The sequence below is a fragment of the Ochrobactrum sp. PL_is483 genome, from assembly GCF_055816855.1.
The window spans coordinates 268,980-283,398 of record NZ_JBVPGS010000037.1 but is presented as its reverse complement, the minus strand read 5'-3'; the positions used below and the strand labels follow the sequence as shown (position 1 = coordinate 283,398).

General features: G+C 59.0%; 18 protein-coding genes. 5 read left to right on the top strand and 13 right to left on the bottom strand.

Annotated features, from left to right (window positions below; all coding sequences use genetic code 11):
* The first annotated feature begins 127 nt into the window (after nucleotides 1-127).
* Nucleotides 128-547, top strand: a complete 420-nt coding sequence (locus AC0TNJ_RS15050) for a BA14K family protein (protein WP_473771528.1) — start codon at nucleotides 128-130, stop codon at nucleotides 545-547.
* Nucleotides 548-601: 54 nt separating this feature from the next.
* On the opposite strand, the gene AC0TNJ_RS15045 is transcribed toward AC0TNJ_RS15050, so the two are convergent.
* Nucleotides 602-847 (bottom strand): hypothetical protein, encoded by a 246-nt coding sequence (locus AC0TNJ_RS15045; protein WP_010658028.1) that lies wholly within the window; start codon nucleotides 845-847, stop codon nucleotides 602-604.
* Between the two features lie 232 nt (nucleotides 848-1,079).
* On the opposite strand from AC0TNJ_RS15045, the gene AC0TNJ_RS15040 reads away from it, so the two are divergent.
* Complete coding sequence (locus AC0TNJ_RS15040; protein WP_122003080.1) at nucleotides 1,080-1,658, top strand: methylated-DNA--[protein]-cysteine S-methyltransferase; 579 nt, start codon at nucleotides 1,080-1,082, stop codon at nucleotides 1,656-1,658.
* Here AC0TNJ_RS15040 and AC0TNJ_RS15035 read toward each other — a convergent pair whose 3' ends face one another.
* The 12 genes from AC0TNJ_RS15035 to rph form a co-directional block, all read right to left on the bottom strand.
* The gene (locus AC0TNJ_RS15035; protein WP_122003079.1) at nucleotides 1,659-1,952 is read right to left on the bottom strand and encodes a Dabb family protein; all 294 of its coding nucleotides are present in this window, start codon (nucleotides 1,950-1,952) and stop codon (nucleotides 1,659-1,661) included.
* Nucleotides 1,953-2,030: 78 nt separating this feature from the next.
* Nucleotides 2,031-2,555 (bottom strand): DUF934 domain-containing protein, encoded by a 525-nt coding sequence (locus tag AC0TNJ_RS15030; RefSeq protein ID WP_473768897.1) that lies wholly within the window; start codon nucleotides 2,553-2,555, stop codon nucleotides 2,031-2,033.
* Nucleotides 2,552-3,316, bottom strand: a complete 765-nt coding sequence (locus AC0TNJ_RS15025; RefSeq protein WP_473768898.1) for a phosphoadenylyl-sulfate reductase — start codon at nucleotides 3,314-3,316, stop codon at nucleotides 2,552-2,554. Before AC0TNJ_RS15025 ends, AC0TNJ_RS15030 begins: the two co-directional genes overlap by 4 nt.
* Complete coding sequence (locus AC0TNJ_RS15020) at nucleotides 3,291-4,961, bottom strand: nitrite/sulfite reductase (protein WP_122003076.1); 1,671 nt, start codon at nucleotides 4,959-4,961, stop codon at nucleotides 3,291-3,293. The genes AC0TNJ_RS15025 and AC0TNJ_RS15020 overlap by 26 nt, the downstream gene beginning before the upstream one ends.
* Nucleotides 4,962-5,036: 75 nt before the next feature.
* Complete coding sequence (locus tag AC0TNJ_RS15015; RefSeq protein ID WP_473771527.1) at nucleotides 5,037-5,354, bottom strand: DUF2849 domain-containing protein; 318 nt, start codon at nucleotides 5,352-5,354, stop codon at nucleotides 5,037-5,039.
* A gap of 38 nt (nucleotides 5,355-5,392) precedes the next feature.
* Nucleotides 5,393-6,829 carry a siroheme synthase CysG gene (gene cysG, locus AC0TNJ_RS15010; protein ID WP_473771526.1) on the bottom strand — a complete coding sequence of 479 codons (1,437 nt, stop codon included), beginning with the start codon at nucleotides 6,827-6,829 and terminating at the stop codon, nucleotides 5,393-5,395.
* A 170-nt stretch (nucleotides 6,830-6,999) separates the two neighbouring features.
* Nucleotides 7,000-7,380, bottom strand: a complete 381-nt coding sequence (locus tag AC0TNJ_RS15005) for a YraN family protein (protein ID WP_473768900.1) — start codon at nucleotides 7,378-7,380, stop codon at nucleotides 7,000-7,002.
* Nucleotides 7,377-8,288 (bottom strand): 16S rRNA (cytidine(1402)-2'-O)-methyltransferase, encoded by a 912-nt coding sequence (rsmI, locus tag AC0TNJ_RS15000; RefSeq protein WP_473768901.1) that lies wholly within the window; start codon nucleotides 8,286-8,288, stop codon nucleotides 7,377-7,379. Before rsmI ends, AC0TNJ_RS15005 begins: the two co-directional genes overlap by 4 nt.
* 10 nt (nucleotides 8,289-8,298) lie before the next feature.
* Complete coding sequence (gene hemW, locus AC0TNJ_RS14995; RefSeq protein ID WP_473771525.1) at nucleotides 8,299-9,513, bottom strand: radical SAM family heme chaperone HemW; 1,215 nt, start codon at nucleotides 9,511-9,513, stop codon at nucleotides 8,299-8,301.
* On the bottom strand, nucleotides 9,510-10,172 hold the full coding sequence (gene rdgB / locus AC0TNJ_RS14990; RefSeq protein WP_473771524.1) for an RdgB/HAM1 family non-canonical purine NTP pyrophosphatase: 663 nt from the start codon (nucleotides 10,170-10,172) through the stop codon (nucleotides 9,510-9,512). Before rdgB ends, hemW begins: the two co-directional genes overlap by 4 nt.
* Before the next feature lie 61 nt (nucleotides 10,173-10,233).
* Nucleotides 10,234-10,644 (bottom strand): VOC family protein, encoded by a 411-nt coding sequence (locus AC0TNJ_RS14985; RefSeq protein WP_473771523.1) that lies wholly within the window; start codon nucleotides 10,642-10,644, stop codon nucleotides 10,234-10,236.
* 84 nt (nucleotides 10,645-10,728) lie between these two features.
* Nucleotides 10,729-11,445: a ribonuclease PH gene (gene rph / locus AC0TNJ_RS14980; RefSeq protein ID WP_122003069.1), complete on the bottom strand. Its 717-nt coding sequence runs from the start codon at nucleotides 11,443-11,445 to the stop codon at nucleotides 10,729-10,731.
* Nucleotides 11,446-11,634: 189 nt separating this feature from the next.
* Here rph and hrcA point away from each other — a divergent pair, with 189 nt between their 5' ends.
* From hrcA to AC0TNJ_RS14965, 3 genes are all read left to right on the top strand, one after another.
* Nucleotides 11,635-12,705, top strand: coding sequence for a heat-inducible transcriptional repressor HrcA (gene hrcA / locus AC0TNJ_RS14975; protein ID WP_122003068.1), 1,071 nt, complete (start codon nucleotides 11,635-11,637; stop codon nucleotides 12,703-12,705).
* A gap of 106 nt (nucleotides 12,706-12,811) precedes the next feature.
* A complete protein-coding gene (gene grpE / locus AC0TNJ_RS14970; RefSeq protein ID WP_122003133.1) occupies nucleotides 12,812-13,504 on the top strand; it encodes a nucleotide exchange factor GrpE in 693 nt (230 codons plus the stop codon).
* A 257-nt stretch (nucleotides 13,505-13,761) separates the two neighbouring features.
* A complete protein-coding gene (locus AC0TNJ_RS14965) occupies nucleotides 13,762-14,418 on the top strand; it encodes a trimeric intracellular cation channel family protein (protein ID WP_122003067.1) in 657 nt (218 codons plus the stop codon).
* Nucleotide 14,419 lies beyond the last annotated feature (1 nt).

The window sequence follows — 14,419 nt, the reverse complement described above, 5'->3', positions numbered from 1 at the left end:
CGCAGAGCCACCGCCCCGCCACAATGTGGGGGCAAAAATGATCGCAGGGACAATATGTGTTGTTTGTTTTTGCGCGCATTTTCCGAAGCGGTTCATACTTTCGGGAATGCGCTGTGAGGAGAGACCAATGAAAAGGTTTGCTTATTCCCTGTTTGCCGCATGTTTGTCACTCGGCTTGGGACTATCCGCCGCTGCCGGGACTGCCAATGCGGCGCAGCCATCTGCGATGGCGACACCGTCTGCACAGGCCCCGGCATCGAATGTGCAGAAGGTTCAATATTACGACTATCGCGGCGACCGCGGCTATTGGCGCGAACACCATCGCCACTGGCGGCATGATCGTCCGCGTTATCGGCCTTATTATCGCTATGACCGCCGTTATTGGGGCCCCGGCCCGGTTTATCGCTACCGCCCTGCCCCGGTCTATCGCGGCGGCAACCCGCATGTGCGCTGGTGCTACAATCGTTATCGCTCCTATCGAGCCTACGACAACACATTCCAGCCCAATTACGGGCCGCGGCGCCAGTGCTATTCGCCTTATCTCTGAAACGACAAAGCCCCGCTCATGCGGGGCTTTGTCCATGATCGAAAGATCTGCCGATCAGGTGACATAGGCACCGATCGAAGCTGCAACCAGCCCGATCGCAACGGCAATCATCACGCCATAGACGCGCGGCTTGTCAAACAGGACGGCAAAGGCCGCGAACCAGCTGACCACAGCAGCGCCCAGTGCGAATAAAAAGCCCGGCTTGTCGCCGTGATACAGGTTCGCCGCCATGAGCCCGCCGATGATCAGCGCGCCAAAAACGATCATCAACCCTGTGGCATATCGCTCGTAATCGTCCATTTAAATTCCTCGGTTCCGCTCCCGCCGCGACAGATGCCGGAAACTCTCGTCAATCGTTTTGGCCATTTAAGGGCATTGGCCGGTTGCCACAACACAATCATTATTCGTGCCGTTCTTCAACCGTTTCGCTGCGCCAATTTCCGCAATTGTTACGACTTTTTCACGTGAACGTTCCGATGGTTGCCCGATAACCGGCATTTGTCCCAGCCGAAACCATGCTAATATTACTTCCATGGAATCGTCAGGCATTACCATTTTCGAAACAGAAATCGGACCGTGCGGCATTGCCTGGCGCGGCCCGAAGATCGTTGGCGTCGAGATTGGAGACGCTGACGAAAAGGAAACCCGCTACCGGCTTGGCGAGCGTTTTCCCGGTGCGGAAGATATCAATCTTCCGGCTTTTGTCAGCAATGCAATCGAAGGCGTGCGCGCGCTTCTGACGGGTGCTGATGTCGATTTTTCCGGCACGCCGCTGGCGCTCGATACCCAGCCCGATTTGAACAGGCAGGTCTATGAAATCATTCTGGAGCTGAGAGCGGGCGAGACGACGACCTATGGCGCGATTGCCAGACGGATCGGCGATGTGAGCCTGTCGCAGGCGGTCGGCTATGCGTTGGGCAAAAACCCGTTTCCGATTATCGTGCCTTGCCATCGAGTGCTGGGCTCCAATGGCAAGGTTGGCGGGTTTTCGGCGGCTGGCGGCACTGCGACCAAGCTCAAGCTTCTCAATATCGAGCGCGCGAGAACGTCCAGCGAACCCGATCTTTTCGGTGGCCTTCCGCTACAGGAAAGACCACAGGCCGACTGGTAATCAGGACTTGTCCGTCACAACATCTGCGGAAAAACGCAGTTCGCGCATCGGGCGCACAAGTTGCGTTGTCGCGTCATAAGTCGGATGCTTCTTGAAAGCAAAAAGCGCTTCCTCATCCTTGAATTCGGCATAAACGACCAGATCGATACGGTCGCACATTGGATCGACCTTGGAATTCGGCAAAACTTCAAAAAGATCGGCATGGGGTATGGTGCCAAGCTGTTCCAGCCCCTTTTTGACCGTCTCGATATCCTGACCTTGCTTGACGCTGAAGAAAACAATATGTCGGATCACGCCGCAACTCCCTTAAATTCGTGAGGCGTGTTTAGCGCATCAAAGCGCGTAGACAAATGACAAATTTAAGGGAAATGCTTAACCGGCCTTCACCCGCCGCCAGGCGAAACCGCCTTCTTCCGGCACAGAACCGCGTCCCGGCTGATAATAGCCGGGTGTATCGACAAGACGATTTTCATGAAGACGCGTCTGCGCAACCTTGTTCGTCACCTGAAGGCTGTCAAAGCCGGTGCGCAGCATTAGCGCGGCCTGATCGATCAGCACATCGCCAACGGCGCGCAACTCGCCTGCAAAACCTTCGCGGCGCAAAATCTCGGCCTTGGAATAAGAGCGACCGTCATTGAAAGCCGGAAACTGCAAGGCGATCAACGGAATGCTGCCCAGATCGTCCAGAAGCGGATCGATGGCTTCGCCGGGCGCGACCGTCACGCCAATGCGGCGGTTGGAGACGCGGCGGCGCTCCTCATCCAGACCGAGCCAGATGGCCAGCGGAATGATGATCGCAGGCGCATCGCCCGCCGCCTCGAGATCGTCGGCAAAGACATAGTCGTCTTCGCGAAAGCCATCGGCAGACCAGAGTTTGGTTTCGTTGATATCGCTCATTTCCGGTCCCCTGCTTCCAAATTCTTCAAGCTATCCGACAGACCCGACAGGTGGATGCCGCATTCTGTCTTTTCCGATCCAGCCCACCGGCCTGCCCGCTGATCTTCGCCCTCGCCTACAGGTCGCGTGCAAGGCATGCAGCCAATGGAGCGATAGCCCTGCGCGACCAGAGGATGCGGCGGCAGATCGTACTTTTCGGCATAGGCCTTGAGGTCCGCCGCCTGCCAGCGCGCCAGCGGATTGATACGGATACGCGGCCCCACGGCCTCAAAAACCGGCAGGCTCTCGCGGGTCGATGCCTGAAACTGCTTGCGCCCCGTCATCCACGCGCGATAGGGCGCAACGGCGCGCGCCATCGGCTCGACCTTGCGGATGAAGCAGCAGCGATCCTTGTCGGTCATGGACAAAGCGCCGAACGGGTCTTCGCTTTTAAGGCTTTCCTCAACGGGCAGAATGTCCTGCACATCCGTCAATCCCAGCCGGTCCACCAGATCGTGACGATAATCGAGCGTTGCCCGGAAATGCTTGCCCGTGTCGAGGAAAAGAACCGGGGTCGCGGGATCGATTTCCGAAATCATGTGCAGAAGCACTGCCGATTCCGCGCCGAAGGAAGACACAACCGCGATCTGCCCCCCGTAGAGTTCACGCGTGGCGAGCGCGATCACTTCCTGCGGGGTAGATGCGCCGTGGCTCACCTCCAGAAGGCGGGCTTCGGCGGCAGCGCTTTGTTCAGCATCAAGCTGCACGGCTGATTTCTCCATAAAGCGCGCGTTTGAACGGCTCCATGCCGACGCGGCGATAGGCGGCGAGGAAGGTCTCATCCGGGCTTTCGCGCAAGGCGAGATAGGTGTCGACCACCGTTTCAATGGCATCCACCACATCTTCCGACGAGAAGCCGCGACCGGTGATTTCGCCAATGGCCGACTGTTCATCCGCCGAGCCGCCAAGCGTGATCTGATAGAGTTCCTCACCCTTCTTCTCGACGCCCAGAATGCCGATATGGCCGACATGATGGTGGCCGCAGGCATTGATGCAGCCGGAAATCTTGATCTTGAGATCGCCGATTTCAAGCTGGCGCTGCTGGTCGCCAAAACGTTCGGAAATGCGCTGCGCCACCGGGATGGAGCGCGCATTGGCAAGGGCGCAATAGTCGAGGCCGGGGCAAGCGATGATGTCGGTGATGAGACCGGCATTCGGCGTCACCAGACCATCCGATTGCAAGAGATCGTAGACGGCGGCGAGATCAGCCTTGGCCACATGCGGCAGAACCAGATTCTGCTCGTGGCTGACGCGGATTTCATCGAAGGAATAGGTTGCCGCAATATCGGCCACCAGCTCCATCTGTTCCGCGCTGGCATCGCCCGGAATGCCGCCAATGGGTTTGAGTGAAATGGTGACGACGGCATAATCCGGGTGCTTGTGCGGCGTGACATTGCGCGCCACCCAGCTTGCAAATTGCGGATCGGCCTTCTGAGTCACCGCCAGCACTTCCCAGCCTTCCGGCCGTTGCGGCAGGTTCGGCATGCGGAAATAGCTTTCGATGGCGTCGATATCGCGCTGCGGCAGCTTCAGCTCGCCATGACGGATTTCTTCCCACTCGGCATCGATCTCGCGGGTCAGTTCCTCGACACCGGTTTCATGGACGAGGATCTTGATGCGTGCCTTATACTTGTTGTCGCGGCGGCCATGCAGATTATAGACGCGGACAATCGCCGTCACATAGGTCAGCATGTCCTCGATCGGCAGGAAGTCGCGGATTTTCTTGGCCACCATCGGCGTGCGGCCCTGACCGCCGCCGATATAGACAGCAAGACCCAGATCGCCTGCCTCGTTCTTCTTCAGCTGCAAGCCGATGTCATGCACCTGAATGGCGGCACGATCATGCTCCGAACCGACAATGGCGATCTTGAACTTGCGCGGCAGATAGGAAAATTCCGGATGTAGCGAAGACCATTGCCGCAGGATTTCCGCGAAGGGGCGCGGATCGGCCACTTCGTCGCTGGCTGCGCCTGCGAAATGGTCGGCGGTCACGTTGCGAATGCAATTGCCGGAGGTCTGGATGGCATGCATCTCGACTTCCGCCAGCTCTTCCAGAATGCGCGGGACATCCTTCAATGCAGGCCAGTTATACTGGATGTTCTGGCGCGTGGTGAAATGGCCGAAGCCGCGGTCGTAGACGCGCGCAATGTGGCCAAGCTTGCGCAACTGGCGGCTCGACAGCGTGCCATAAGGGACAGCCACCCGCAGCATATAGGCATGCAATTGCAGATAAAGGCCATTCATCAGGCGCAGCGGACGGAACTGTTCTTCCGTCAGTTCGCCCGACAGTCGGCGCTCGACCTGATCCTTGAACTGGGCAACACGGGCCGCAACGAAATCGCGGTCGAATTCATCATAACGATACATAGGCTAGGTCCGGTTTCAGAGCATTTCCAGCAAAAGTGGGAACCGGTTTTGCGTCCGGAAATGCGTCAACAGATATTACGAGGCGCGCTTCAATTCAGGCTTGTCGACGGGCAAATCGCCGAAGGTCACGATGGTCGGGCCGGAAAGGCGGATGCGCTCGCGAAGGCGGATGGGATAAAGCCCCTCCGCACGCTCCTCGACATCAATCACATTCACATCGACGACCAGATTGGCTTTCGCAGCCACCTTGCCCGCATCTTCAAGAGCCTCGACGGCCTCCGCGTGACGGGCCACCAGCGCGCCGTCGATGGTTTCCTGCCAGGAGCCATCGGCGCCAAGCCACACAGCCTGTCCGTCGATCAGCCGGTTCGCAGTGAGAACTTTTACGATCATTTCCAAACTCCAAACTTTTGTTACCCGCATCCACGGGTTCAGGCTGCGACGGAAACCGGCTTGAGGGCCAGCGCTTCGGCTTTGTCGATTGCGGCACCGGCGACCGCGTCGCCAATGATCACCATGACCGGGCCGGAAAGCTCCTTGCGGCTTTCCAGATCCGGCAAATCCTTGAGCGTGCCGTGAAACAGGCGCTTGTCCTGCCGGCTCGCATTTTCCACCACAGCCACGGCGGTATCTTCATGCAGTCCCGCACCAATCAGGCGTGCGGCTACCGATGCGGCGACGGTCGAGCCCATATACACGGCGATGGTCGCGCCGGAGACGGCGAGCTTTGCCCAGCCCGGCAGCACGTCGCCCGTCATGTCATGGCCGGTCGTGAACACCAGCGACGACGCGACACCCCGCAGCGTCAGCGGCAGCTCCATATCGGCAGCGGCGGCAAAGGCCGAGGTGATGCCGGGCACGATTTCGAACCCGATACCGGCGGCACGCAATGCCGCCATTTCCTCGCCTGCGCGTCCGAACACCAGCGGATCGCCAGATTTCAGCCGCACAACGCGCTTGCCCTGCCGCCCGAGTGAAACCAGCAGGCGGTTGATCTCTTCCTGGCTCTTGGAATGGCAGCCCTTGCGCTTGCCAACGGCAAGGCGCTCGGCATCGCGGCGTCCCATGGCAATAATGCCTTCCGGCACCAGAGCGTCATGCACGATAACATCGGCTTCCATCAACGCGCGGTGCGCGCGAAGCGTCAGCAGGTCTTCCGCACCCGGACCGGCGCCGACCAGCCAGACATAACCGGCGGCATTGTCGCGCTGCTCGATCAGGTCGCTTGCGGCCTTATAAGCTTCGGCGCGATCACCGTTTTCAATGGCGCTGGCAACACGACCTGAAAAGAACCCGCGCCAGAAGCTGCGGCGCGCCAGCCCCTTGGGCAATGCGCGCTCGACCAGTGGACGCCAGCTTTCGGCAAAATGCGCAAGCTCGCCAAGACGCGGCGAAAAGGCGGCGTCGATACGTGCTCGCACCATCTGCGCCAGGACCGGGGCCGTGCCTTCTGAACCGATTGCAATCGTCAGTGGCGCACGGTTGACGATGGCTGGCGTCAGGAAATCGCAAAGTGCCGGACGGTCAACGACATTGACCGGAACCCTCTCGGCCTTCACCACGGCGGCAACGGCGCGATCCTGCGCTTCATCGCCGGTTGCCACGAAAACAAGCTTTGCGCCTTCAACATGTTCCGATGCAAAAGGTGCTGCGACATGCTCCACATCATGGCTTGCGATGAACTCGGCCAGATGATGTTCCGTTTCTTCGGCCACGATGCGAAGGCGTGCGGACGTCTGCGCCACAAGGCGCGCCTTGTTGAGTGCTTCCTCGCCGCCGCCGACGACGACCACCACCTCTTCCGACACCCGGAAGAAGGCAGGAAAATCAGCCAGCGGACGCTTTTGCGAAAAAGACATGAGCACCATCCTTTTAAGATGGCGCCATTATCCTTTGAGCGGCGTAATTTTATAAGAAACGGGCTTGCGTGCGAAAATCTCGCCGCGCATCACTTTTTCTCAAATCAGGCAATTGCAGGATTTTCATTCCCGGAAGCAGGGTAAATATACCCTACAATTTTTATAGGATTTACATAGACTTATAAGTAATTGCCGCTCGTGAAGAATGCAGGAACATGCTTCGGCCATCGTCGCGGCAATACTGCAATCAGATCGAAACGCAGCGACAGGCGGGCATGATCGGGCTGGCGTTGCAGCCAGAGATCGGCGGCGGCTTCGATGCGGTGCATGGCCTCAGGCGTGACGGCGAGGTGCGCGGCTTCCAGACTGCGCCGCGCCTTGACCTCGACGATGAGCACCAGATTGCCGCGCCGGGCGATCAGATCGATTTCGCCGAGCCGTGTCCGATAGCGCCGCGCGACAATGCGAAAACCTTTCAGAAGAAGCACCAGAGCGGCCATGCGTTCGGCGCTGTGTCCGCGAAAGAAAGCCGTTCGCTTTTTCTCGCGGAGATCGGTCATCGCTGCTCCGATTTCAGTTGCATGAGACGCTGATAGAGAACCGATTTCTGACCGCCGGTCATGCGCGCCGCCTCGCCTGCGGCCTTGGATGGCGGCAGTTCAGCGGCAAGCGACAGAAGCAGCCTATCGATATCTTCCTCGCTTTGCGGAACAGCATCGCCGGCTGGCGGGCCGACCAGCAGCACGACCTCACCGCGAATACGATCCTCACCGTCGAACCGGGCCGCAAGTTCACCAAGCGATGCCGTGACAACGGTTTCATAGGCTTTGGTCAATTCACGGCAGAGCGCGCCTGCCCGCTCCGCTCCAAAAGCAGCAGCCATGTCGGCCAGTGTTGCAGCGGTACGGTTGGGCGACTCGTAGAATACCAGCGTGGCATCTATTGCTTTCAAGCTTTCAAGCTTCGACAGCCGTTGGCCATGTTTGGACGGCAGGAAACCGCAGAACATGAAGGCGTCGGTCGGCAGGCCTGAAGCGGCAAGGGCTGCCAGAACGGCGGAAGCGCCTGGAATGGGGACAACGCGAATACCCGCCTCGCGCGCTTCGCCCACCAGACGAAAGCCCGGATCGGAAACGAGTGGCGTCCCCGCATCGGACACCAGCGCAACGCTTTTTCCCGCCGTCAGCGCCGCAATCAGCTTTTCTCCAGCCTCGGCGGCGTTGTGTTCGTGATAGCTGATCGGACGGCGAGAAATGCCATAACGGTCGAGAAGAACACGGGTCACACGCGTATCTTCACAGGCCAGAATATCGACGGAAGCCAGCGTTTCGATCCCGCGCAACGTCATGTCGCCAAGATTGCCGATCGGCGTAGAGACGATGTAAAGTGCGGGCTCCAGCGGCCGGGCGCGCATCGTCGTGCCGCCCACCACATATTCCCGCCGCCCCTCGCCCGTATCATCAGTCATTGCTTGTCCTTTATGCCGCGAGATCAGCGACCAGCGCATCCAGCACCAGCGCACCGTCCGGCGTTGCGCGAATGATGCTGCCGCCCATCGGCTCGATCATGCCTTCGGCAATCAATTTCGCCAGTCGCTTCTCGTCTATCGCATGGCCGGAAAGCCGCTCATAACGGGCAAGATCGATACCTTCGCGCAAGCGCAGCCCCATCATCAGGAACTCGTCGCCTTCCTGCCCGCCATCGAGATATTCTTCCTCGATAATGCCGTGGCCACTGCGTTCAACCTTGTCCAGCCAGGTTTCCGGGTGTTTTTCGGTCATGGTCACGGTGCGTACATCGTTTTCCACGAAGCGCCCGTGCGCGCCCGGACCGATGCCGACATATTGCCCATAGCGCCAATAGACCAGATTGTGCTGCGACTCGCGCCCCGGCACGGCATGGTTGGAAATCTCATAGGCGGGGAGACCATGCTCCGCCGTCACCCTTTGCGTTTCCTCATAAAGCGCTGCGGCGTGATCCGGCTCAGGCGTCGTCAGCTTGCCCGCCTTCCAGAGATTATAGAACTGCGTGCCTTCCTCGATCGTCAGCTGATAGAGCGACAGATGATCGGCGGCGAGCCCGATTGCTTCCTTCAACTCCTCGCGCCAAGCCTCAATGGTTTGGTTCGGGCGCGCATAAATCAGATCGAAGGACAGGCGCGGGAAAATCTCGCGCGCCAGGCGAATGGCCGCTTTTGCCTCTTCCACCGAATGCATGCGCCCGAGACGACGCAGATCGGGATCATTAAGCGCCTGAATGCCGAGCGACACGCGGTTGACGCCCGCCGCGCGATAGCCGCGAAAACGGTCGGCCTCCACGCTGGTCGGGTTGGCCTCAAGCGTCACTTCGATGTCCTTCGCAACAGACCAATGCGAGGCAATGCTGTCGAGCAGCGCGCCCACCGTTTCGGGCTGCATCAGCGATGGCGTGCCGCCGCCCAGAAAAATGCTGGTGACGGTGCGCGGCCCGGTGCGTTCGCGCAGCGTTTCCATTTCGCGCCGGAACGCTTCGGAAAAACGCGCCTGATCCACCGGCTTGTGACGGACATGGCTGTTGAAGTCGCAATAAGGGCATTTGGCCAGGCAGAACGGCCAATGCACATAAACGCCAAATGCATTTTCCCCGTTTACCCGCGCGATAGGGATCGCGCTGGCAGCATTTTTTTCCTGCAAAGGGGGAAACAGCTTGTTCATTTTGCGGAGGCCTGCTCCACGTCGAGCGCTTTTTCGGCAAAAAGCTTGAAGGCACGCGCACGGTGCGACAGGGCCGAAGCGTCGCCCGGTTTCCAGCCATGCTTTTCATCGGCGGTCATTTCGCCAAAGGTCTTTTCATAGCCATCAGGCAGGAAAATCGGATCGAAACCGAAGCCGGTCGTGCCGCGCGGCGGCCAGACCATCGTGCCTTCGACCTCGCCACGGAAATACTCCGCCTCGCCATCCGGCCAGGCAAGGCAGATGACCGATACAAACCGTGCCTTGCGTTGCTGCGGTTCGACGGCGCCCTTTTCCTGCAGCAGGTTCTCGACCTTCTGCATCGCCATGTCGAAATCGCGCGTACCGTCCTCGGTCTCGGCCCAGTTTGCGGTGTAGACGCCGGGATCGCCGTCAAGCGCATCGACCATCATGCCGGAATCGTCGGACAAGGCGGGCAGGCCGGTGGCTTCTGCCGCAGCAAGCGCCTTGATATAGGCGTTTTCCTCGAATGTCGTGCCCGTTTCATCGGGTTCAGGAAGACCGAGAGCGGCAACCGAGCTGACCTCGAAACCGAACGGGCCGATCAGCCCGTCAAATTCCTTGAGCTTGCCTGCATTGTGCGAGGCAACGATCAGCTTGCCCTTTTCCAGCGTTCTCATTTTCATGACCTGTTTTAACATCGCATAATCTTTTCCGAAAACCGGTTCCCACTTTTCGGGATCATGCTCTAGCCCATAATTTCGGTTCAGCGATCTCCAGCGAATTGCCGGATGGATCACGGAAATAAATCGAATGCGCGCCGTTGGGCCAATCGAACTCGGCCTCAATGGCGACGCCATGTTGTTCCAGATGTTTCCGCCAGCCGTCGATCTCGGCGCGGCTTGCGGCAAAACATACATGACCCGGCCCCGTCGTGCCATGCGTTGGCACGGGCAGATGACCGGGCAATGGCGGCTTCAAGGTTTCTTCCGCCTTGAAGAGAAGCAATATGCCATCGCCGCAGCGGAAGAAAGCGTTGCGGTCGCTGACTTTCCCAACCGGCTCCAGCCCCATCGTTCCCCGATAGAACTCTATCGCCTCGGCGATATCGCGGACATAGAGCGCGGTTTCAAGAATGCGGGCGGCACGCATGGATCAGGTCTCCTCATTGAGATGGAGCAGGCACTGTCCTATCAGAGCCTGTTCCAAAAGTCGTCCTGTTCGGCTGCAAATAGCTTAAGCCACCGCCATTTTCTGCAAGGACACAAGACGATCGATGCCGCCGCGTGCAAGCTTCATCAGGCTGGCGAACTCTTCTTCCGAAAAAGGCGCGCCTTCCGCCGTTCCCTGAATTTCAACGATCCCGCCCTTGCCGGTCATCACGAAATTGCTGTCGGTTTCGGCGACGGAATCTTCGGCATAGTCCAGATCGAGCACAGGCACGCCCTCGTAGATACCGCACGAAATAGCAGCGATATGGTCTTTCAGGACCTTTTCGACACGCACCATCTGGCGCGCTTCCATCCAGCGCAGGCATTCATGAAGCGCCACCCAACCGCCGGTGATTGCCGCCGTGCGGGTGCCGCCATCGGCCTGAATAACGTCGCAGTCGACCGTGATCTGCACTTCGCCGAGCGCCTGCATATCGACAACGGCGCGGAGGCTTCGTCCGATCAGGCGCTGGATTTCCTGCGTGCGCCCGCCCTGCTTGCCAGCGGCGGCTTCGCGGCGCATGCGGTCGCCGGTCGAACGCGGCAGCATGCCATATTCCGCCGTGACCCAGCCCTTGCCCGTATTGCGCATCCAGCCCGGCACCTTTTCCTCAAGGCTCGCCGTGCACAAGACGTGCGTGTCGCCAAACTTGACGAGGCAGGAGCCTTCCGCATGTTTGGAGATGCCGCGCTCGAAGGAGACGGCGCGCATTTCGTCGGCTGCACGCTTGGATGGACGCATTAGGGAATTCCTCGATTCAATTTTTCCGGTGCGACTTTTTAGGCCCCCCGCTCACAAATAGAAAGCCATCTGCCCCGAAAAACCGACACAGATGTTGAGATGCCTGTCAGGATGGAGCTAAAGCCTTTGACGCTTTGGCTTGCGCCCTTATATTTGTCGTGTCCTATTTCTAGAGTTCGCGACCATATTATGATGAAAACGCCGGAACACCAGCTTTTGAGTTCGCTCGACCAGCGTTCGCGCGATATTTTCAGGCTGATTGTGGAAACCTATCTGAACGATGGCGATCCGCTCGGCTCTCGCAACCTGTCGCGATTGCTGCCGCACACGCTTTCGCCTGCGACCATCCGCAATGTCATGAGCGATCTGGAGCATCTGGGCCTGATCTATGCGCCGCATGTCTCAGCCGGACGCCTGCCGACGCAGATCGGACTGCGCTTTTTTGTCGATGCATTTCTGGAAGTGGGCGACCTGCCGCCGGAGGAACGCTCCTCCATTGAAGCGCAAGTTCGTTCCGCTGGCACAAACAATTCGGTCGAAAGCGTGCTTACCGAAGCAAGTCAGGTTCTTTCCGGCCTGTCGCGCGGCGCTGGCCTCGTGCTGGCCACCAAGGCGGAAGGTGCGCTGAAACATATCGAATTTGTTCGCCTGGAGCCGACCCGGGCGCTTGCGGTGCTGGTCATGCAGAATGGCGATGTCGAAAACCGTGTCGTCAGCCTGCCCGCCGGCATCAGCAACTCGCAGCTTGTCGAAGCGTCGAATTTTCTCAATGCGCATATTCACGGTCACACGCTTTCCGAAGCCAAGGCGGAGCTGAAAAAGCTGACGGAAGAAACGCGGCAGGAACTCGACCAGCTGTCGCAGGAACTGGTCGCCCAGGGGCTGGCGGTGTGGAGCGGCGCTGGAACCGATCAACCGGCACGGCTGATTGTGCGCGGGCGCGCCAACCTTCTGGAAAACATCCATGCGCAGGAAGACATAGAGCGCCTGCGCCATCTGTTCGATGATCTGGAGACCAAGGACGGCATGGTCCAGCTTCTCGATCTTGCCGAGGCCGGATCAGGGGTGCGCATCTTTATCGGCTCGGAGAACAAGCTTTTCTCGCTTTCCGGCTCATCGCTGGTGGTCGCCCCCTATCGCGACAGCGAGCAAAGGGTTATTGGTGCCCTGGGGGTAATCGGCCCCACACGGCTCAATTATGCGCGGATCGTCCCGATGGTGGACTATACCGCCCAAATCGTATCCCGGCTGTTGCGGTAACTGTCAGACGTGCCGGGACAAACCAAGGCCCTGAAAATAGACCTTGATTTTATCGACATGAAACTCGATATCCGCCCCAGAAGATATTCAAGACGGAAGTAGCATGATGGCTGACGAAAAAAACAAATCCCAGAACCCCGATCTTGAGCAGCGCGATATCAACAATCCCCGGGATCGCGAGGCGCTGAGCCGTGCCGCCGACGATTTTCTGAAGGCGCGCAAAGCCGAAGCCCGCGCGGAAGCTGCCGAGGATGAAGCCGAAGCGGAAGTGGATGAAACCGCCAACCGGATTGCCATGCTCGAAGCGGATAATGGCGAGCTGAAGGACCAGCTTTTGCGCGCTGCCGCCGAAATGGAAAACCTGCGCAAGCGCACCCAGCGGGATGTGCAGGACGCGCGCACCTATGCCGTGACCAATTTTGCCCGCGACATGCTTTCGGTTTCCGACAATCTGGGCCGCGCACTTGAGGCTATCCCTGCCGATGCTCTCGAAACCGATGCCAGCCTGAAGTCGCTCGCCGACGGCGTCGAAATGACCAAACGCGCCATGCTGCTCGCCCTGGAGCGTCACGGCGTCAAGAAACTGGAGCCAGAAGGCCAGAAGTTCGACCCGAATTTCCATCAGGCCATGTTTGAAGTGCCGAATCCGGACCTGCCGAACAACACCGTCGTTCAGGTCGTGCAGGATGGTTATGCCATTGGCGACCGGGTTCTGCGCCCGGCCATGGTTGGTGTTTCGAAGGGCGGCCCGAAGGCAACAGCCGATAATGGCGCTGCCGCTCCCGAGAGCGATGCCTGATTTCAATCACTAACCGATGAAACGAGAGCGGCGGCTTTGTCTGCCGCTCTTTTCATATCGGCCATCCGGTTTGCGGTGATGCCAAGTTCAGCCGGTGCGGCGACTGACCAGAATGCCAAAAGTGCGAAGCGGTTTTGCGCAGGATAATGCGTAAAACAAGGAAATAGAGCGTCTCAGCGCCTTGGAATAACTTGCATATTGCTATTGGGGCGCACCGGTGAAAAATTATCACCGTATATCTGGAGGAGACCCGCAGCGTGACGATTCCTGAGTTTTTGAACTTCGCGGGCGTTTTCGTTTTCGCTGCGACTGGTGCTCTTGCCGCTTCGCGTCGCCAGCTCGACATTATCGGCTTTCTTTTCCTCGCCAATATCACCGGCATTGGCGGCGGAACATTGCGCGATCTCGTGCTCGGCGCCCCGGTTTTCTGGGTTGTCGAACCCTCTTATCTGCTGGCTGGCACGCTGGCGGCGATTTTTGTCTATTTCACCGCGCATATGGTCGAATCGCGTTATCGCGTCCTGCTCTGGCTCGACGCCATCGGCATGGCGGCCTACACGGTATTGGGTGCGGCCAAGGGGATGGCGCTCGGCTTCGGACCCTCCGTCGCCATCGTGACCGGCATTTCCACGGCTACGCTCGGCGGAATCTTGCGCGATATGGTGGCTGGCGAGCCTTCCGTGCTGATGCGCCGTGAAATCTATGTCACGGCTTCGCTCGCGGGCGCATGTCTTTATGTTCTGCTTGCCGGGCTGCATGTCGAGCCAGCCATATGTGCAATCGCAGCCGCATTGACCGCCTTTGTCATTCGCGGCGGCGCCCTTTATTTCGGCTGGACACTGCCGGTCTATAAAAGCCGCCCCGGACGCACCGAAGAAGAGCTTCAGCGCGACCGGATCATCAGGCCTGAATAGT

Excerpts from the sequence above, each read along its gene's own strand:
- AC0TNJ_RS15020 (WP_122003076.1), bottom strand. The coding sequence starts at position 4,961 with ATGTATCGTTATGATGAATTCGACCGCGATTTCGTTGCGGCCCGTGTT.
- AC0TNJ_RS15015 (WP_473771527.1), bottom strand. The coding sequence starts at position 5,354 with ATGATCGTAAAAGTTCTCACTGCGAACCGGCTGATCGACGGACAGGCT.
- rdgB (WP_473771524.1), bottom strand. The coding sequence starts at position 10,172 with ATGAGAACGCTGGAAAAGGGCAAGCTGATCGTTGCCTCGCACAATGCA.
- AC0TNJ_RS15025 (WP_473768898.1), bottom strand. The coding sequence starts at position 3,316 with ATGGAGAAATCAGCCGTGCAGCTTGATGCTGAACAAAGCGCTGCCGCC.
- hrcA (WP_122003068.1), top strand. The coding sequence starts at position 11,635 with ATGATGAAAACGCCGGAACACCAGCTTTTGAGTTCGCTCGACCAGCGT.
- AC0TNJ_RS14985 (WP_473771523.1), bottom strand. The coding sequence starts at position 10,644 with ATGCGTGCCGCCCGCATTCTTGAAACCGCGCTCTATGTCCGCGATATC.
- AC0TNJ_RS15030 (WP_473768897.1), bottom strand. The coding sequence starts at position 2,555 with ATGAGCGATATCAACGAAACCAAACTCTGGTCTGCCGATGGCTTTCGC.
- AC0TNJ_RS15045 (WP_010658028.1), bottom strand. The coding sequence starts at position 847 with ATGGACGATTACGAGCGATATGCCACAGGGTTGATGATCGTTTTTGGC.
- hemW (WP_473771525.1), bottom strand. The coding sequence starts at position 9,513 with ATGAACAAGCTGTTTCCCCCTTTGCAGGAAAAAAATGCTGCCAGCGCG.
- AC0TNJ_RS15040 (WP_122003080.1), top strand. The coding sequence starts at position 1,080 with ATGGAATCGTCAGGCATTACCATTTTCGAAACAGAAATCGGACCGTGC.
- AC0TNJ_RS15050 (WP_473771528.1), top strand. The coding sequence starts at position 128 with ATGAAAAGGTTTGCTTATTCCCTGTTTGCCGCATGTTTGTCACTCGGC.
- rsmI (WP_473768901.1), bottom strand. The coding sequence starts at position 8,288 with ATGACTGATGATACGGGCGAGGGGCGGCGGGAATATGTGGTGGGCGGC.
- AC0TNJ_RS15005 (WP_473768900.1), bottom strand. The coding sequence starts at position 7,380 with ATGACCGATCTCCGCGAGAAAAAGCGAACGGCTTTCTTTCGCGGACAC.
- cysG (WP_473771526.1), bottom strand. The coding sequence starts at position 6,829 with ATGGTGCTCATGTCTTTTTCGCAAAAGCGTCCGCTGGCTGATTTTCCT.
- grpE (WP_122003133.1), top strand. The coding sequence starts at position 12,812 with ATGGCTGACGAAAAAAACAAATCCCAGAACCCCGATCTTGAGCAGCGC.
- rph (WP_122003069.1), bottom strand. The coding sequence starts at position 11,445 with ATGCGTCCATCCAAGCGTGCAGCCGACGAAATGCGCGCCGTCTCCTTC.